Source organism: Kitasatospora sp. NPDC048545 (assembly GCF_040651155.1).
Taxonomy (GTDB): Bacteria; Actinomycetota; Actinomycetes; order Streptomycetales; family Streptomycetaceae; genus Kitasatospora.
The window spans coordinates 80,933-98,578 of the sequence record NZ_JBEZIQ010000026.1; the positions used below are offsets into that span (position 1 = coordinate 80,933).

Below are 17,646 nucleotides of genomic sequence, written 5' to 3' on the forward strand. Positions count from 1 at the left end.
GGGCCCGGGGCGGGGCCCCCGGCGGGACCCGGAGGGCACAGCGGCACCCCGGACAGCATCCCGAACAGGGCCTCGACGAAGGCCCCGTGCCGATCCCGTGCCGATCCGGTGACAGCCTCGTCCCAGCCGGGGGTGGGTGTAAGGAGATCCTTATCCACATGGCAGACTCCTCACCTGCCATACCTGCGGCCCGGTGGGGCCGTACCCGAGGAACGGGCCGTATGGCGGTAGTCAACAGGGGGATTTGAACTCATGTCACCGATATCCCGGCCGAGCCGTGCCGTCCTGGGCGCCTCCGTCGCCGCGCTGACCATGGTGGTCGCCACCGCGTGCGGACCGGACAACTCCGACCCGGCCGGCGCCGAGACCGCGGCTCCCTCGGTCGCGGCCAGTGCCACCGGCAAGCCGGGCGCGGCCCCGATCAAGCTCCCGACGGTCGAGGAACTGAAGACCTGGAAGCTCGAGGACTGGGACAAGTGGGCCCAGGCGAACGTCATCACCCCGGCGGTCAAGGGCTACTGGACCCTGCAGAAGCTGCTGGACGCCAAGCCGAAGCCGCTGCCGCAGGCCCCCGCCCAGGACCCGACGCAGGCGCCCGCCCAGCCGACCGCGCAGCCCACCAGCGCCGCCCCGGCCCAGCCCACCGCCGCCCAGCCGCCGGCCGGCCCGGACCAGATGCCCGCCATGGTCCCGGCGAAGCCCGTGGCGCACCCGTTCCCGAAGAACATGCACGTCAACGGCAAGATCTTCTTCAAGGACGGCAACGAGGACTACGTGTGCTCCGGCACCGTCGTCTCCGACCCGGCCAACCCCGGCAAGAGCAACCTGGTGTGGACCGCGAGCCACTGCCTGCACGGCGGCAAGGGCAACAAGTACTACACCGACATCACCTTCGCCCCGGCGTTCAACAGCAACGGCGTGCTGAGCAACGGCAACAAGCAGAAGTCCAAGCTGGACGACGCCGAGCCGTACGGCGAGTGGGGCGCGACCGCCGGCATGGTCTCGCCGCAGTGGACCGGCGAGGCCGACCCTGAGCACGGCGGCCCCTGGAGCCAGTACGACTTCGGCATCATCAAGGTCGCCAACCCCGACCCGAACGGCAAGTCGCTGGAGGAGACCGTCGGCGGCTCCGTGCCGCTGTGGTTCAACGCCCCGCGCGACCAGCTCGCCTCGGTCTCCAACTACGGCTTCCCGGAGGGCAAGCCCTTCGACGGCGTCGAGCTGGAGCACTGCGACGGCGGCAAGCCGTCCAAGAAGACCGGCGACCCGAGCCGCCCGGCGATGCTGCTGATCGGCTGCAACATGACCGGCGGCAGCAGCGGCGGCGGCTGGTACGCCACCAAGGACGGCAAGCCGGCCCTGGTCAGCGACACCTCCATCGGCAACGGCGCGAACACCTACGAGGCCGGTCCGTACCTGGAGGACGTGGCCCAGCACATGTTCGAGTACTTCTCGAAGAAGGCCAAGTGATCCACCGGGGATGATCCCCACCGGTCCCGGGGGCCGCGGCCGTGACGGCCGCGGCCCCCGGGCTTTTCCGGTGGCGGCCCTGCTCCTTCTACAATCGGCCCCATCATGAGCGCGACACTCGTAGTCAAGGACCTCAGCGCCGGTCACGGCGAACGCACCCTCTTCTCCGGCCTGGACCTGGTCATCGCCCCCGGCGACGTGATCGGCCTGGTCGGCGTGAACGGCGCCGGCAAGTCGACCCTGCTGCGGCTGCTGGCGGGCCTGGACACCCCCGAGGGCGGCTCGCTGCGGCTCAGCCCGGCCGGTGCCAACGTCGGCCACCTCCCGCAGGAGCCGGAGCGCCGCGACGGCGAGTCGGTGCGCGCGTTCCTGGCCCGCCGCACCGGCGTGGCGGCCGCCCAGGCCGCCCTGGACGAGGCCACCGAGGGCCTGGTCGAGGGCCGGCCCGGCGCCGACGACGCGTACGCGACGAGCCTGGACCGCTGGCTGGACCTCGGCGGCGCCGACCTGGAGGAGCGCGCCGAGGAGGTCGCCGACTCGCTCGGGCTGAAGGTCTCGCTCGACCTGCCGATGACCGCGCTCTCCGGCGGCCAGGCCGCCCGGGCCGGCCTCGCCTCGCTGCTGCTCTCCCGCTACGACGTCTTCCTGCTCGACGAGCCCACCAACGACCTCGACCTGGACGGCCTTGAGCGGCTGGAGGCCTTCGTCAAGGGCCTGCGCGCCGGCACCGTGCTGATCAGCCACGACCGCGAGTTCCTGGCCCGCACCGTGACCAAGGTGCTGGAGCTGGACCTGCACCAGCAGCAGGTCAACCTGTACGGCGGCGGCTACGAGGCGTACCTGGAGGAGCGGGCGGTGTCCCGCCGGCACGCCCGCGAGGAGTACGAGGAGTACGCCGACACCAAGGCCGGGCTGGAGGCCCGCGCCCGGATGCAGCGCGGCTGGATGGAGCACGGCGTGCGCAACGCCCGCCGCAAGTCCTCCGACAACGACAAGATGGGCCGCGCGGTGCGCGCCGAGTCCACCGAGAAGCAGGCCTCCAAGGCCCGCCAGACCCAGCGGATGATCGAGCGGCTGGACGTGGTCGAGGAGCCGCGCAAGGAGTGGGAGCTGCGGATGGAGATCGCCACCGCGCCGCGCTCCGGCTCGGTGGTCGCAACCCTGCGCGGGGCCGTGGCCCGGCGCGGCGACTTCGCCTTCGGCCCGGTGGACCTGCAGATCGACTGGGCCGACCGGGTCGCGATCACCGGCGCCAACGGCGCGGGCAAGTCCACGCTGCTGGCCGCGCTGCTCGGCCGACTCGAACTCGACGGCGGCAGCGCCTCGTTGGGCTCGGGCGTGGTGGTCGGCGAGGTGGACCAGGCGCGCGGGCTGTTCCTGGGCGGGGAGCCGCTGGCGGAGGCCTTCGCGGCCGCCGTCCCGGAGCTCTCGCCGGAGGACGTGCGCACCCTGCTGGCCAAGTTCGGCCTCAAGGCGGTGCACGTGATGCGCCCGGCCGGCACCCTCTCGCCCGGCGAGCGCACCCGGGCCGCGCTGGCGCTGCTGCAGGCCCGCGGGGTCAACCTGCTGGTGCTGGACGAGCCCACCAACCACCTGGACCTCCCGGCGATCGAGCAGCTGGAGTCCGCGCTCGGCTCGTACACCGGCACCCTGCTGCTGGTCACCCACGACCGGCGGATGCTGGACACCGTCGCAGTGAACCGGCGGATCGAGGTCCGCGGCGGCCGGGTGCACGAGCTGTAGCCGTCGGCGTGGCCGCACCCCTCCAGGATTGGTCTCTACCTCTTCCAGGAGGGGCCGTCATGTGCTGTGCTGTCCGCCATGGTTGACAGTGCAGAGAGCACCACGGCGGGGACGTCCCACCCGACCGTCCCCCTCGCCCCCATGACCGTCCCGGCCCACGAGGCCGAGGAGCGCAGCAGGTCCTTCCACGAGGTGATGGCCCGGCGCCGCACCGTCCGCGACTACGCCACCCGCCCGATCCCGGACGGCGTCGTCGAATGGGCGGTGCGGACCGCAGGCACCGCGCCCAGCGGCGCGCACGTCCAGCCCTGGCGGTTCGTGGTGATCACCGACCCGGAGCGCAAGCGGCGGCTGCGCGAGGCCGCCGAGGCCGAGGAGCGCGAGTTCTACGGCCACCGGGCGTCGGAGGAGTGGCTGGCCGCGCTCGCGCCGATCGGCACCGACTGGCGCAAGCCGTTCCTGGAGGACGCGCCGGCCGTGATCGTGGTGTTCGAGGTGCACAAGGGCCCCGACTCGCCGCGGCCCTACTACACCAAGGAGTCGGTGGGGATCGCGGTCGGGCTGCTGCTGGCCTCGCTGCACCAGGCCGGACTGGCCACGCTGACCCACACGCCGAGCCCGATGCGGTTCCTCAACGAGGTGTGCGACCGCCCGGCCGAGGAGCGGGCGGCCTACGTGATCCCGGTCGGCTACCCGGCCGAGGGGGCGCGCGTGCCGGACCTGCGGCGCAAGGAGCTCGACGAGGTGCTGGTCCGGCTCTGACGCGCCGGGGCCACACCCCGGGCGCCGGGCGCCCCGGTGGTGCACCGGAGGCCCCCGCGGCACGCCGGCCGTCCCGACCGCACGCCGGGGCCGGGCCCGTGCGCGCCCGCCGTCAGGGTGTCCGGAGGGGGCCCGGATGGTGACAGGTCCGGGCCAAGGACATAATCGCCGCCATGAGCCAAGCACAGTCACGGTCCTGTGACCCGGCCCCGGCCGGACGGGCGCGGGCCGCCGTGGAGGCGACCACCGGGCGGCCGCCCGAACTGCTGCGGCTGCCCGGCGGCCTCTGGCTGCGCCGCCGCCGCAGCACCCACGCGGTGGCGCTGAACCGGGCCGTCTGCGCCAACCTGGAGCACCTGCGCCCCTGGCTGGAGTGGGCGGCCGAGGCCCCCACCCGGGCACAGACCGCCGAGCTCGCCCGGGCCGGCTCCGCCGCCTGGGAAGCGGGCACCGACTTCATGTACCTGGCCGGGCTGAACAGCGAACCCGGCGGGGTGATCGGCGCGTTCGGCCTGCACGGGCGGATCGGCCCGGGCGCGCTGGAGATCGGCTACTGGGTCGCCGCCGGGCACGTCGGCCGCGGCATCGCCACCACCGCGGCCGGGGCGCTGACCGAGGCCGCGCTGGCCCTGCCCGGCATCACCCGGGTCGAGATCCACTGCGACCGGGCGAACGCGGCCAGCGCGGCCGTCCCGCGCAAGCTCGGCTACCGGCTGGACCGGATCGCCGAGGCCGCCGTCCGGGCTCCGGGCGAGACCGGACGGCAGCTCGTGTGGGTCAAGGAGCGGTCCGGGCCATCCGGCGCGGGCCGGAACACCCAGGACCCCCGGAACACCCAGGATCCCGAGGCCCCCCGGAGCCGGCCGGGACCGGCCGGCCGGGGAACCGCTCAGTAGCGCCCGCCGGTCGGCGCCGGCAGCCCGTCCAGCTCGGCGAGGTCGGCGGCCGAGAGCACGAGCCCGGCAGCCCCCACGTTGTCCACCAGGTAGCGCGGCGTCCTGGTGCCCGGGATCGGGAAGACGTACCGGCCCTGCGCCAGCACCCAGGCCAGCGCGACCTGCGCGGGCGTGGCACCCATCCGCTCGGCGACCGCCCGGACCTTCGCGACCAGCGCCAGGTTCGCCTTGAGCGCGTCCTGCTGGAAGCGCGGCAGCCGGCGGCGGAAGTCGTCGGCGGGCAGCTCGTCGAAGGAGGAGATGCTGCCGGTCAGGAAGCCCCGGCCGAGCGGCGAGAACGGCAGCAGGGCGATCCCGTGCCGTTCGGTGTACGGCAGCACCTCGGCCAGCGCGTCCCGGGTCCACAGCGACAGCTCGTTCTGCACGGAGGCCACCGGGTGCACCGACCGCGCCCGCTCGATCTCCTCGACGGTCACCTCGGAGAGGCCGATGCTCCGGGCCTTGCCCGCCGCGACGACCTCGGCGAACGCGCCCCAGGTCTCCTCGATCGGGACCTCCGGGTCGACCCGGTGCAGCTGGTAGAGGTCGACGTGGTCGGTGCCCAGCCGGCGCAGGCTCTCGTCGATGGAGCGCCGCACGTGCTCGGGCCGGCCGTTGCGCGCCTGCTGGCCGCCGCCGCCCGGGACGATGCCCACCTTGGTGGCCAGGAAGGCGCGCTCCCGGTACGGGCCGGCCAGCGCGGCGCCGACGACCTCCTCGTTGGTGTAGGGGCCGTACATGTCGGCGGTGTCGATCAGGCCGACGCCGAGGTCCAGCGCCTGCCGGATCACCCGGACGGAGTTCTCGTCGTCCCGGTTCCGCACGTCGTAGGCCCAGGTCATGCCCATGCAGCCGAGACCCACGACGCCGATCTCCGGGCCGGTGGTACCGAACGGGACGTTGCGCATGACGGTGCTCCCATCGTGGTGTCCGCGCGGTCCGCGCGGTGGTTTCCGTGGTGGTGCGTGATCGACGCCGTCAGCTTTCACGTTGGAGTGCACTCGAGGTCAAGTCCGTTCCGGCCCGAACCCGTCCGGCCCGGGCCCCGGTCCCGCCCAGGCGCGGAAGCCGCCCGCCAGGACCAGCTCCGCCAGCCGCCCGTACCCGCCGGCTCCCGGGTGCGCGCCGTCCCCCGCCCGGGCCTCGGCCGTCCAGACCGGATCGCCGGCCAGCGCCCCGGTGACGTCGACGAACGGCACCCCGGCGTCGGCGCACAGTCCGGCCATCGCGGGGACGAGCGCCCGCAACCGGTCCAGGTGCGCCGCTCCTCCGCAGACCACCGGCGGCGGGCCGACCACCAGGGCGCCGAGGCCGCGCTTGCGGGCGCCGTCGAGCAGGGCGGCGAGGTTCGCCAGGGTGTCGTGGTGCGCCACCCGGGGAACGCCGGCCTCCTCCATCGCGTCGTTGGCACCGACCGAGACCACCAGCCGGTTGTCCGCCCCGGGCAGGACGCGCGCCCCGACCTCGGGCCAACAGCGCCGCAGCACCTGCGCCGAGGAGTCGCGCCGGACGCCGAGGTTGAAGGCGGTGGCGCCCGGGGCCGCGGCCTGCAGCACCCGGCCGACCCACCCGCGGAACTCCGGGTCGCCCAGGCCCTGGACGAAGGAGTCGCCGAGGAAGCAGATCCGCGGTCCGTCGAAGCCGGTTCGTATGGTCATCGGCCCACCGTAGGGGCGCGAGCGGGGCGCGTGCTTCCGCTTTCACCACCGGGCGGGCGAGTCGACCGTCGGTCCTCCGCCGTTCGCCCCCGGACCTTTCGCCGGGCCGACGGAGGTGACGCCCCGTCAAACCAGCGCACCGGAGCCCGCGCACGGACCTCCCGCACGACCGGGCGCCGACCGTCCGGTCTTGGCAGCACCGACCGGGACGGTCGACGCTCTGTGCACAGCCGACCGTCGACGCCTCGGTTCACCACCGGGCCCGTCCGTTTCACATCCGATCGGGGAGGAACCCATGCAGCTCTCGCGCACCCGCACCACCGCCGTCGCCCTGCTCGCGGCCGCCGCCGTCACGCTCGCCGTCCCGGCCCAGGCCGCCGGTGGCAACCGCGCGCTCAGCCGCTTCGACGACGGCAGCTTCGAGTCGCCCAAGGCCCCGGCGAACGCCTTCACCGAACTGACCGCCGGTCAGACCATCGGCCCGTGGCGGATCACCGCCGGCAGCGTCGACCTGATCAGCGCCGGCCTCTGGCAGGCCGCCGAGGGCGACCAGTCGGTGGACCTCAACGGCGCCGACAGCGGCACCATCGCCCAGACCTTCACCACCACCCCCGGCGCCACCTACTCGGTCACGTACGCCCTGGCCGGCAACCCGGCGGGCGGGCCCGCCGTACGGACCGGCTGGGCGCGCATCGACGGCCAGGACTTCCAGGCCTTCACCTTCGACGTCACCGGCAGGAGCGCGGCCGCGATGGGGTACGTGGGACGGCAGTTCACCTTCGTCGCCCAGAACTCCTCCACCACCCTGGCCTTCGCCAGCACCGTGGCCGGGGCGTACGGCCCGGTGATCGACGACGTGCGGGTCACGGAGTGCAAGCCGTGCTGCGGCTGACCGTCCGCAGCCCCTGGGCGCCGCCGCCTTAACCCCTCCTGAAACCTGCCCTCGGCGGGGCGTCCGGTGCCGGGAAGTGCTTGACGTGCACAGCTGGTCTAGTCCAGTTTGATGCTCAGCACCGCGCTCCCCCGCACCGGACCACCCCAGGCCGCCGCCCGCCCCGCGTCTCCCCCCTCGCGGCGCGGGCGGCCCACCACGTCCCGAGCGGCACCCCCATGCCCAGCGCGATCCAGCCTGCCCCCACGCACCGCCGCCCCGCCCGCCGGACCACCCTGCTGAGCCTCACCGCCGCCACCGCGCTGGCCGCCGGCGGCCTGGCCGTCCTCGCCGGGAACGCCGGCGCCGCCGACGGCAACCTGCTCGCCAACGGCGGCCTGGAGAGCGGCGCGCTCAGCCCCTGGAGCTGTTCCGCCGACACCGGCGGCGTCGTCGGCTCCGGCGCGCACAGCGGGACGTACGCGCTGAAGGGGGCGGTGACCGCGAGCGACACCGCGCAGTGCGGACAGACCGTCAGCGTCCGGCCCAACACCACCTACGGCCTCAGCGCCTGGGTGCAGGGCCAGTACGTCTATCTCGGAGCCACCGGCAGCGGCGTCACCGACCCGGCCGCCTGGACCCCGGGCGGCGCCGGCTGGCAGCAGCTGTCCACCGGCTTCACCACCGGCCCCGCCACCACCAGCGTCACCGTGTACCTGCACGGCTGGTACGGGCAGGGCGGCTACCTCGCCGACGACATCACCCTGACCGGCCCCGGCGGCACCCCCACCACCCCGCCGCCCACCTCGACGACCCCGACCGGCACGCCCACCGGCACCCCGACCTCGACGCCCACCGGCGGGCCGACCACCCCGCCACCGGCCACCCCGCCGCCGAACACCCCGCTCCCGGTCGCCCCCTACATCGACATGGGCGCCTGGCCCACCCCGTCCATGCCCGACATGGCCAAGGCGGGCAACCTCAAGGGCTACACCATGGGCTTCGTCACCGGCGTCGGCTGCAAGGCCAGCTGGTTCAACGCCTACGACCCGCGCACCGGCTGGGCCAAGGACCAGATCGACGCGCTGCGCGCGGCCGGCGGCGACGTCAAGGTCTCCTTCGGCGGCGCCGGCGGCACCGAACTCGCCGCCGCCTGCACCTCGGTGGACTCGCTGTTCGCCGAGTACGACGCCGTGGTGAAGGCCTATGGCCTGCGCTACGTCGACTTCGACATCGAGGGCGCGGCAATCGCCGACACCGCCGCCAACGACCGCCGCTCCGCCGCGCTCGCCAAGCTGCAGCAGGCCCACCCCGGCCTCAAGGTCTCCTTCACCCTGCCGGTCCTGCCCGAGGGCCTGACCGCCGAGGGCGTCGCCATCGCGAAGTCGGCCCGCGACGCCGGAGTGACCACCGACCTGGTCAACGTCATGGCGATGGACTACTACCGCAGCGGGACGGACTACGGCAACGCCGCCGTCCAGGCCGCCCAGTCGCTGTTCGGCCAGCTCAAGGCCCTCTACCCGGCGAAGACCGACGCCCGGCTGTGGGCCATGGTCGGCGTCACCCCGATGATCGGCGAGAACGACGACCACCAGGTCTACGACCAGGCCGCCGCCCAGCAGCTGGTGACGTTCGCCCAGCAGAACCACCTCGGCCTGCTCGCCTTCTGGGACGCCACCCGGGACGCCAACGCCTGCACCGGCGGCTCGCTCTCCAAGTGCACCGACATCCCGCAGCAGCCGTACGAGTTCGCCAGGATCTTCAGCCGGTACGCGGGCTGATCCCCGCAGCACGACCGGGGTGCCGGCAGCCCGGGAAGGGCCGCCGGCACCCCGGCGTTCCCGGAAGAGCCCGTCGGCCGCCGACCGGAGAAAATTGGCATCCCATCATCCCGGACCGTCGGCTACTGTCCCACCCACCTGTACGGCACGAGGGGGCGGACATGACGGTCCGGGACGACCACAACCAGCTCAGCACGATCCATCCGACCGGCGAGGCCGCCGGCGCGACGGGCCCCAGCGCCGAGGAACTCGCCGCGTTCAGCCGCACCCTCGGCCGGCTACGGGCACTGCCCCCGCACGACCGCGACCGGCTGCACGTCGAGCGGCAGCTCAGCTCGTTCGTCATGGAGAGCCGCAAGCGCCGCCGCCAGGAGGCCAAGGAGGCCGTCCGGCAGGCCGACGCCGCACTGCTCGCCGCCACCGCGACCGGCGCCCGGCACCGCCGCGAGGACGCACCGCTCACCGCCAACCCCACCGGACCGGTCGGCGAACTGCAGCTCCGGCGCAAGTGCTACGTCTGCAAACAGGCCTACCGCCGGGTCGACGGCTTCTACCACATGCTCTGCCCGGACTGCTCGGCCGACAACACCGCCCGCCGGGCCCTGCGCACCGACCTGCGCGGGCGCCGCGCGCTGCTCACCGGCGGCCGGGTGAAGATCGGCTTCCAGCTCGCCCTGATGATGCTGCGCGACGGCGCCGAGCTGACCGTCACCAGCCGCTTCCCGCAGGACACCGTCCGCCGCTTCCGCGCCGCCGAGGGCAGCGAGCAGTGGTGGGAGCGCCTCAGCGTGGTCGGCATCGACCTCCGCGACCCGCGCCAGGTCCTGGGCCTGACCGAGCAGTTCCGCGCCGACGGACGTCCGCTCGACATCCTCGTCAACAACGCCGCCCAGACGCTGCGCCGCCCGCCCGAGTCGTACGCGCTGCTGGCCGCCGGCGAGCGGGACGCCCTGCCCGCCGCCGACCGCCGGGCGATCAGCCACGCCCCGGGCTTCCGGCCGTCCGCTCCGGGCGCCCGGCTGACGTCCGGAGCCGGGTCGTTGATCGGGACGGGCGGCCCGGGCGAACCGAGCGGCGGCACCGACGAGGCCGGGCTGCTGCCCGACCTCGCCCCCGCCAACTCCTGGTCCGCCACGCTCGGTTCGCTCGACCCGGCCGAGGTCCTGGAAACCCAGCTGGTCAACGCCCTGGCCCCGGCCCTGCTCTGCGACCGGCTGCTGCCCCTGCTGCTGGCCTCCCTTCACCCCTCCCGCTACATCGTCAACGTCACGGCGGTGGAGGGCCGGTTCGCCGTCCGCAACAAGACCGCGCGGCACCCGCACACCAACATGGCGAAGGCCGCGCTCAACATGCTCACCCGCACCAGCGCCGCCGAACTCGCCACCCGGGGCGTGTACATGTGCGCCGTCGACACCGGCTGGATCACCGACGAGAACCCGGCGCCCAAGAAGGCCCGCCTCGCCGGGCTGGGCTTCCGCACGCCGCTCGACATCGTGGACGGCGCGGCCCGGGTCTACGACCCGATCGTCCGGGGCGAGGCCGGGGAGCCGCTGTCGGGGGTGTTCCTCAAGGACTACCGGGTCGCGGAGTGGTGACGGGCCGGGCCGCCCGGCCGTCCCGGGCGGCCGCCGCTCAGGTGTCGTAGCAGCCGCACCACGGCTCGTGGAAGCCCAGGCCGTCGGGGAGGAGCTCCGCGGTGAAGCGGTAGTCCTCCTCGTCCTCCTCCACCTCGTCGTCCTCCTCGACGACGAGCCCGAACAGCTCGCCGTCGACCCGGACCTCGAACGGCGCGATCGCGATGTCCCGGTACTCGCGGCCGGGCAGGGCGGCCAGCCACGCGTCCAGCAGCTGCCGGGCCTCCGGGCCGGTGGCCGTGGCCCGGACCCGCGAGTCGAGGTGCCGGCCCGCGGGGTCGAAGCGGTGCAGCACCGCGTACCACCCCGGCCGGCCGGCCGGGCCGGTGACGGAGGCGAAGAACTCGCCGCCCCGCCAGCGGCCGATGGTGCGGGTGCGACCCTGCGGCTCGTGCCGGATCGGGATCACCTCGGGAACGTCCATGCCCGAACCGTACGGGCGCGGTGCGACAACGGCCCGGCCCGGGGAGTGCTCCCGGGCCGGGCCGTCCGGCGTGCTCAGCGCCCGGTGGGCAGGTTGGCCCCGCCGGTGCAGTCGAACACCACACCCGTCACGAAGGTGTTGGCCGCCAGCATGTGGATCGCCCGGGCGACGTCCTCGGCGCGGCCGACCCGGCCGACCGGGGTGGTGGCGGCGAGGCCCTCGAAGAGCGCGGTGCGCTGCTCGGCCGGGACGCGGTCCCACCACGGGGTGTCGATCACGCCGGGCGAGACCGCGTTGACCCGCAGCGGGGCCAGCTCGACGGCCAGCGGCGGCACCATCGCCTCCAGCGCGCCGTTGATGGCAGCCAGTCCGGCGGTGCCGGGGATGGCGGCGCGGGCGGAGGCGGCGGTGATCAGGGTGACCGAGCCGTCCTGGCGCAGGTGCGGCAGCGCCGCCTGCAGGACGCGGACCTGGGGCCAGAACTTGGCGTCGAAGCCGGTGGCGAGCTCGGCCAGGTCGAGCCGGGCGAACGGGCCGCTGCCGGCCGCGCCGCTGACCGCGACGACCAGGTGGTCCACGGTGCCCTCCTCGGCGAAGAAGGCGGCGACTGCGGCGGGGTCGGCCGCGTCCAGCCGGCGGCCGGTGGTCCTGCCGCCGATCCGGGCTACGGCGGCGTCGAGCCGCTCGCGGTCGCGGCCGGTGACCACGACCTCGGCTCCGTCGGCCGCGAAGGCGGTGGCGGCGGCCTCGCCGATGCCGGAGCTGCCGCCCATGACGACGACGCGCTGTCCGGCGAAGAGGTTCGATGCAGTGCTCATGGTGGTGCCCTTCAACTTGTCGAGACCGGCCGTTCCGGCAATGATGTTTGTCGAGACTGCTAGTCTTGTCAAGCGCGGACAAGGGAACGGACCGGAGGAGCGGGAGACCATGAGCGAGACCGAACCCCGAACGGAACGGTCGGGGCGAACCGACCCGGCACCCGGGCAGGCCCCGTCCGCCCGGCCGCACACCGGACGCCGCCGCAACGAGGCCGCCCACCGGGCGATCCTCGACGCCGCCCTCGACCTGCTCGCGGCCCCGGACGGCGCGCCCGTCACCATCGACGCCATCGCCCGTACGGCCGGCGTCGGCAAGCAGACCGTCTACCGGTGGTGGCCCTCCAAGGGCGCCGTGCTGCTCGACGCCCTCACCGACCGCGCCGACCAGGACGTCGACGGCCCCGACACCGGCGCCCTGCGCACCGACCTGCGCGCCTTCGTCGCCACCACCTTCGACGCCGCCCAGCACGGCACCACCGCCTCCGCGCTGCGCGCCCTCGCCCGCGAGGCCGCCAGGGACCCGCACCTCGCCGACCTCATGCGGAGCTTCACCGCCACCCGCCGCAACGCCCTGCACGACCTCCTCTCCCGGGGTCGCGACCGCGGAGAGCTCGCCGGGAACGCCGACCTGGACCTGATCGTGGACCAGGTCTACGGCGTGTTCTGGTACCGCTTCCTGCTCGGGCACGGACCGCTGGACCAGGACACGGCGGAACGCCTCGCCGACTCGCTCGTCACGGCGAACCGCGGCGACTGACCCCTCGACCGCCCCCGCCGGCCACCCTCCCCCGTAGCTGTCGGTGCTGCGCAGGACGTCGGCGGACCCGACGTAGTCGCGCAGCCGGGCGATCCTCCCGTCCCGCACCCGGAAGATCTGCACGAGGGAGACGGTCACACCGTCGCCGTCGCCGTCATCGCCGTCGAAGACGGTGTCGATCTCGGCGATGAACACGTCGGGATCGGCGGCGGCGTGCAGCACGTAACCGGACTTCTCGACGTTCGGCGAGCGGCCGCTCTCCACCGGCCGGGCGTAGTACGCCGCCATCGCGTCACGGATCTGCCGAGGTCTGACCGAACCCCCTCCCCCAGCGCCCCATCACCTTCCGGGTGACGGGCCGTTGGTGTACCCCGTCGAGGGATCGCCGCGCTCACCCGATCCTGGTCACGCCTTCCGCGAGCGGCGCGAACAGCAGCTTCCAGTTGCCCGGCAGTCGGTGGACCGCGGTGGTGAGGTGGTGGCGGATGACCACCCATTCGTCGGGTCGCGCCTTCGCGCCGTGATCGTGGACGGCCTCCAGACAGTGGTCGAGGAACTCGTCGTCGTCCTCGTCGAATCCGAGCCGCCGGTACGCCTGCCGCACCTCCGGCGGCGCCTCCTCGGACCAGTCCTCCCATCCGGTGGCGGCGCCCAGGAGGTAGAGCAGGTGGCTCCCCGGTTCGGGCAGGCCGGCCCGCAGGGCTTCCGAGTCGAACTCCCGCGTGGTGTCGTCGTCGGTCAGCGCGGAGCCGTCGACCGCGGCGGCGACCAGTTCCGCCCAGTGGGCGGCTTCGTGGCTGCCCGTGCTCTGGCGCATGTGCCGGCTCGCGAAGTCCGCCATCACGTGCGGGTCTTCGATCATCGGGGACAGCACCAGGTCGCTCGCGTAGTCGAACCCGTAGTAGTGGCGGCGCCCGTCGAGGGTCAGTGACTCGATGCCGCCGACGTGCCCGACCCGGTCCGGCAGCGGGTCGGTGTCCTTCAGGAGGTCCTTGTCCATGGCGAGCGACGGTAGCGGGCCCGACCGACATCCACCCTGCCGGTCCGCGCCACCCGGCGGGTTCGGCCGTGCGCCCCGTACGACCGCGTTGCGTCGGCGGCCGGTGCGGCGCCGCACTTCGCCCCGCCCTGCTCGTTCATTCCGCCGGGGGCGCAGGGTGATGCGACGGCGTTGTGTCGGATTCGGCCAGCAGGCAGACGTAGGAACGGGATCCGTCGCGCGGGTTCGGCTGTTCGAGCCGTGCTGTGACGGTGAAGCCGGCGGCGGTCAGCAGCTCGGCCAGGCGCGTCGCCGGGATCAGGTGCGAGGTGTAGGACACCGGGTGGCCGTATCCCCGGGTGGGGTTCAGCCGGGCGGTCTCACCGGCGTGGCCGCCGAGCAGCAGGTGACCGCCGGGGGCGAGCACGCGGGCGAACTCGTCGAAGAGTTCCGGGAGTTGCTCGGGCGGGGTGTGGTGGACGGAGTACCAGGCGAGGATGCCGCCGAGGGTGCCGTCGGGGAGGTCGAGGTCGGCCATCGAGCCCCGGCGGAAGTGGAGTCCGGGGTGGGCGCGGCGGGCGAGGTCGATCATCTTCCCGGACACGTCGACGCCGAAGGCGGTCAATCCCAGACCGGCCAGGTACGCGGTCACCCGCCCCGGCCCGCAGCCGAGGTCGGCGACCTCGCCGCCGCCCGACTCCCGGACCAGCTCGGCGAAGGCGGCGAGCACGGCCCGTGACACGGGGTCCATGCCCTCCGGCGGGACCACGAGGCGGAGGTAGTCGGCGGCGACGGTGTCGTACGACTCCCGGACGGCGGCGAGGTGCGCGGGTTCGGTCACCGCGTCACCATAGAGCCCGGCCGGTGAGGGCCCGGTCGGCGAGGGCCCGGCCGACGAGGGCTTGTCCGGCGGGATCCTCAGCGGTCGGCCGCGACCCGCTCGGCGGCCCTGGCGGCCCGCTCGGCGAACACCTTCTCCCGGCGGTCGGCGGTCTGCTTCATCATCCGCTTGCGGTCCCGTGCGGAGAGCCGGTCGATGTACAGCCCGCCGTTCAGGTGGTCGGTCTCGTGCTGGAGGCAGCGGGCGAAGTAGCCGGTGCCCTCGACCGTCACGGGGGCGCCGTGCTGGTCGACGCCGTGCACGACGGTGTTGACCGGACGGGCGAGCCGGGTGTTGGCGCCGGGGACGGAGAGGCAGCCCTCGACCTCCTCGATCAGCGCGCGGCCGGGCTCCTGCTCCTCCACCACCGGGTTGAGCACGTGGCCGACGTGCCGGACGCCGTCGTCGTCGGTGCAGTCGTAGACGAACAGCCGAAGGTCCACGTCCACCTGGTTGGCGGCGAGGCCGCAGCCTTCGGCGACGTGCATGGTGACGAACATGTCGTCGATCAGCCGGGCCAGGCGCTCGCTGCCGAAGTCCTCGTCGGTCGCCGTCCGGCAGGTGCGGCGCAGGATGTCCTCCCCCACCTCGGTGATCCGCAGGACGGTCGGACGTTCGCGCAGCTCGGACACGGGGTTCCTCCGGGGGTCGGGCTTGTCATCGGCTTTGCAAAGTAGCAGACTTTGCAAAGTGACCGAAGACCTCGTCAGAACCGGCGCCCTCCCCGAACACGCCGTACGGACCGCGCTGCTGGAGCTGCTCGCGGAGCGCGGCACCGTCACCTCCACCGAGGCCGCCGCCCGGCTCGGCCACAGCTCCGGCCTGTGCTCGTTCCACCTGCGGCAGCTCGCCCGCCACGGACTGATCGAGGAGGCCCCGGCCGCCGACGGACGGGCCCGGCCGTGGCGCCTGCCGCAGGAACCACGCCCCGTCGCGGACGACGAGGGGTTCGACGCCCTGGCCCGGGGCCTGGAGGACGAGAGCCACCGGCGCTGGCTCGCCCGGCGCGCCGAAGCCCCGGCGCAGTGGCAGCACGACGAGGCCTTCAGCACCGTCGTCCACCTGACCCCCGCCGAACTGGCGGCCGTCGGCGAGGCCGTCCGGCAGGTCCTCGCCCGCTACCGGGGCCGCGACACCGACCCGGCCACCCGCCCCGCCGGCTCCCGGCCGGTCGCCGCCGTCACCCGCCTCTTCCCGCTCCTCGACGAGCCTGCCCAGGAGCGGTGACCGGCGCTCAGGCCCGGTGAACAGGAGCCAGACGCCCCGGTCCCGGGCCGGCGCTCAGGCCCGGCGCCAGGACTGCCGGGCCACCGCCCGTACCAGCGGCCCGACCAGCAGCCCGGCCGCCGCACCCAACACGACCCCCTGCACGCCGTCCCAGACGTCCTGCACGTCGCAGGTCCGCCCGATCACCGGCAGCGCGTAGTGCAACACCGACACCGCGAACGGCAGCGCCGCCGTCGCCAGCAGCGCCACCGCCGCCCGCCGCCGGGTGCCCGCCAGGGCGGCCGCGAAGCCGACCGGGGCGTAGGTCGCCAGCTTGAGCTCGATGTGCCGGACGTGCAGCAGCTCGTACGGCGACCGCGGCCGCCCGCCGGCCACGGTGCAGTGCCGGACGGCGTCCTCGGAGAGCCGGAACGCCTCCGGCAGCAGGGTCGCCACGATCACCCCGCCGAGCCCGAGCAGCAGCACGAAGCCGACCGCCCAGTGGGCCCGCAGCAGCCGCCCCACCTGCCGGTTCAGCAGGGCCGCCGGCGCCAGCGAGAGCAGGAGCCCGGGCCAGAACATCGGCATCGCGCCGAGCACCGCACTGATCACTTCTCAACGGACGCCGCGGACCCCCGCCCGGTTCTCCTCGGGGCTGGGAGAATCCCGCCCGGTCCGTGCGGCCCCCGCGGTCCGTGCGGTCAGTGCGGTCAGTGCGGGATCGAGGAGATCAGTTCCTGCGCCCCCTGCCGCTTGAGCGCCAGGGCGACCGAGGTCCCCAGGTCCTCCGGGCTGAGCGCGCCCGCCCACTCGTGGGCGTCCAGCACCTGCTTGCCGTCCGAGGTGAAGACCCGGCCGCGCAGCGAGAGGCGGCCGTCCCGCTCGGCCTTGGCGTAGCCGGCGATCGGGCTGTTGCAGTGGCCCTGCAGCACGTGCAGGAACATCCGCTCGGCCGCCGCCTCGCGCCAGGTGTCGTGGTGGCCGAGCGTGGTGACGGCGTCGATGGTCGCGGTGTCGTCCTCGCGGCACTGCAGGACGAGGATCCCGGCGCCGATCGGCGGGCACATCGCCTCGACGCCGAGGACCTCGGTGATCCGCGCCTGCTCGCCGATCCGTTCCAGGCCGGACACGGCGAGCAGCAGGGCGTCCACCGTCCCGGCTTCGAGCTTGGCGAGCCGGCTGTTGGCGTTGCCCCGGATCGGCACGCACTCCAGGTGCGGGTGGGAGGAGGCGAGCTGGGCGGTGCGGCGGACGGAGGAGGTGCCGATCCGGGTGCCGGGCGGGAGTTCGGCGAGGGTCAGGCCGCCGGGGTGGACGAGGGCGTCGCGGATGTCGTCCCGGCGCAGGTAGGCGGAGAAGACGGTCCCGGCGGGCAGCGGACGGTCGGCGGGCACGTCCTTGAGGCAGTGCACGGCCACGTCGGCCTCTCCGGCGAGCAGCGCGGCGTCGACCTCCTTGGTGAACGCGCCCTTGCCGCCCAGGTGGGCGAGGTCGCCGGTCCAGCGGTCGCCCGAGGTGGTGACCGGAACCACCTCGGTGCGCAGGCCCGGGTGCAGGACGGCGAGTTCGGCGCGGACCCGCTCGACCTGGGCGAGCGCCATGGGCGAGGAGCGGGAGACGATGCGGATCAGCTCTGCGGTGGACATGGCGCGATGATAGGCCGTCGAACGGCTTTCCTTGACGGCACGTCAGGCATGTGGCGCACAGTGCCGCCTCATCCGCCCCTGC

Annotated in this window: 18 protein-coding genes; 9 read left to right on the top strand and 9 right to left on the bottom strand. The window is 74.1% G+C overall.

Translation table 11 applies throughout. From position 1 onward, the window contains the following. Window positions 1-252: 252 nt before the first annotated feature. The 4 genes from AB0D10_RS24150 to AB0D10_RS24165 all read left to right on the top strand — a co-directional run bounded on the left by AB0D10_RS24150 (window position 253) and on the right by AB0D10_RS24165 (window position 4,871). On the top strand, window positions 253-1,470 hold the full coding sequence (locus AB0D10_RS24150) for a hypothetical protein (RefSeq protein WP_360259829.1): 1,218 nt from the start codon (window positions 253-255) through the stop codon (window positions 1,468-1,470). Window positions 1,471-1,575: 105 nt separating this feature from the next. Continuing rightward, window positions 1,576-3,213 (top strand): ABC-F family ATP-binding cassette domain-containing protein, encoded by a 1,638-nt coding sequence (locus AB0D10_RS24155; RefSeq protein ID WP_360259831.1) that lies wholly within the window; start codon window positions 1,576-1,578, stop codon window positions 3,211-3,213. A gap of 78 nt (window positions 3,214-3,291) precedes the next feature. Further along, window positions 3,292-3,975 (top strand): nitroreductase family protein, encoded by a 684-nt coding sequence (locus AB0D10_RS24160; RefSeq protein ID WP_360259833.1) that lies wholly within the window; start codon window positions 3,292-3,294, stop codon window positions 3,973-3,975. Between the two features lie 173 nt (window positions 3,976-4,148). After that, window positions 4,149-4,871 carry a GNAT family N-acetyltransferase gene (locus AB0D10_RS24165; protein WP_360259835.1) on the top strand — a complete coding sequence of 241 codons (723 nt, stop codon included), beginning with the start codon at window positions 4,149-4,151 and terminating at the stop codon, window positions 4,869-4,871. Here the strand turns inward: AB0D10_RS24165 and AB0D10_RS24170 are convergent. Continuing rightward, window positions 4,865-5,818 carry an aldo/keto reductase gene (locus tag AB0D10_RS24170; RefSeq protein ID WP_360259837.1) on the bottom strand — a complete coding sequence of 318 codons (954 nt, stop codon included), beginning with the start codon at window positions 5,816-5,818 and terminating at the stop codon, window positions 4,865-4,867. The genes AB0D10_RS24165 and AB0D10_RS24170 overlap by 7 nt on opposite strands. Window positions 5,819-5,917: 99 nt before the next feature. Then, window positions 5,918-6,568 carry a GDSL-type esterase/lipase family protein gene (locus AB0D10_RS24175; protein WP_360259839.1) on the bottom strand — a complete coding sequence of 217 codons (651 nt, stop codon included), beginning with the start codon at window positions 6,566-6,568 and terminating at the stop codon, window positions 5,918-5,920. Window positions 6,569-6,863: 295 nt separating this feature from the next. Here AB0D10_RS24175 and AB0D10_RS24180 point away from each other — a divergent pair, with 295 nt between their 5' ends. From AB0D10_RS24180 to AB0D10_RS24190, 3 genes are all read left to right on the top strand, one after another. Then, the gene (locus AB0D10_RS24180; protein ID WP_360259841.1) at window positions 6,864-7,460 is read left to right on the top strand and encodes a choice-of-anchor C family protein; all 597 of its coding nucleotides are present in this window, start codon (window positions 6,864-6,866) and stop codon (window positions 7,458-7,460) included. 218 nt (window positions 7,461-7,678) lie between these two features. Next, window positions 7,679-9,220 carry a carbohydrate binding domain-containing protein gene (locus tag AB0D10_RS24185; RefSeq protein ID WP_360259843.1) on the top strand — a complete coding sequence of 514 codons (1,542 nt, stop codon included), beginning with the start codon at window positions 7,679-7,681 and terminating at the stop codon, window positions 9,218-9,220. A gap of 161 nt (window positions 9,221-9,381) precedes the next feature. Continuing rightward, entirely contained in the window at window positions 9,382-10,815 is a 1,434-nt protein-coding gene (locus AB0D10_RS24190) for an SDR family NAD(P)-dependent oxidoreductase (protein ID WP_360259845.1), read from the top strand. A 37-nt stretch (window positions 10,816-10,852) separates the two neighbouring features. On the opposite strand, the gene AB0D10_RS24195 is transcribed toward AB0D10_RS24190, so the two are convergent. Together AB0D10_RS24195 and AB0D10_RS24200 are read right to left on the bottom strand one after the other, a co-directional pair. Then, on the bottom strand, window positions 10,853-11,278 hold the full coding sequence (locus AB0D10_RS24195) for a hypothetical protein (RefSeq protein ID WP_360259847.1): 426 nt from the start codon (window positions 11,276-11,278) through the stop codon (window positions 10,853-10,855). A gap of 74 nt (window positions 11,279-11,352) precedes the next feature. Then, a complete protein-coding gene (locus tag AB0D10_RS24200) occupies window positions 11,353-12,096 on the bottom strand; it encodes an SDR family oxidoreductase (RefSeq protein ID WP_360259849.1) in 744 nt (247 codons plus the stop codon). A 109-nt stretch (window positions 12,097-12,205) separates the two neighbouring features. Here AB0D10_RS24200 and AB0D10_RS24205 point away from each other — a divergent pair, with 109 nt between their 5' ends. After that, the gene (locus AB0D10_RS24205; protein WP_360259851.1) at window positions 12,206-12,853 is read left to right on the top strand and encodes a TetR/AcrR family transcriptional regulator; all 648 of its coding nucleotides are present in this window, start codon (window positions 12,206-12,208) and stop codon (window positions 12,851-12,853) included. Between the two features lie 391 nt (window positions 12,854-13,244). Here the strand turns inward: AB0D10_RS24205 and AB0D10_RS24210 are convergent, their stop codons facing one another. From AB0D10_RS24210 to def, 3 genes are all read right to left on the bottom strand, one after another. Next, entirely contained in the window at window positions 13,245-13,853 is a 609-nt protein-coding gene (locus tag AB0D10_RS24210) for a hypothetical protein (protein WP_360259854.1), read from the bottom strand. 136 nt (window positions 13,854-13,989) lie between these two features. Next, the gene (locus AB0D10_RS24215) at window positions 13,990-14,673 is read right to left on the bottom strand and encodes a class I SAM-dependent methyltransferase (protein WP_360259856.1); all 684 of its coding nucleotides are present in this window, start codon (window positions 14,671-14,673) and stop codon (window positions 13,990-13,992) included. A 77-nt stretch (window positions 14,674-14,750) separates the two neighbouring features. Beyond that, window positions 14,751-15,344: a peptide deformylase gene (def, locus tag AB0D10_RS24220; RefSeq protein WP_360259858.1), complete on the bottom strand. Its 594-nt coding sequence runs from the start codon at window positions 15,342-15,344 to the stop codon at window positions 14,751-14,753. A gap of 58 nt (window positions 15,345-15,402) precedes the next feature. Here def and AB0D10_RS24225 point away from each other — a divergent pair, with 58 nt between their 5' ends. Then, window positions 15,403-15,939 carry a winged helix-turn-helix domain-containing protein gene (locus tag AB0D10_RS24225; RefSeq protein ID WP_360259860.1) on the top strand — a complete coding sequence of 179 codons (537 nt, stop codon included), beginning with the start codon at window positions 15,403-15,405 and terminating at the stop codon, window positions 15,937-15,939. Window positions 15,940-15,993: 54 nt separating this feature from the next. Here the strand turns inward: AB0D10_RS24225 and AB0D10_RS24230 are convergent, their stop codons facing one another. After that, a complete protein-coding gene (locus AB0D10_RS24230) occupies window positions 15,994-16,530 on the bottom strand; it encodes a hypothetical protein (RefSeq protein ID WP_360259862.1) in 537 nt (178 codons plus the stop codon). A 98-nt stretch (window positions 16,531-16,628) separates the two neighbouring features. Then, window positions 16,629-17,564, bottom strand: coding sequence for a hydroxymethylbilane synthase (hemC, locus tag AB0D10_RS24235; protein WP_360259864.1), 936 nt, complete (start codon window positions 17,562-17,564; stop codon window positions 16,629-16,631). Window positions 17,565-17,646 lie beyond the last annotated feature (82 nt).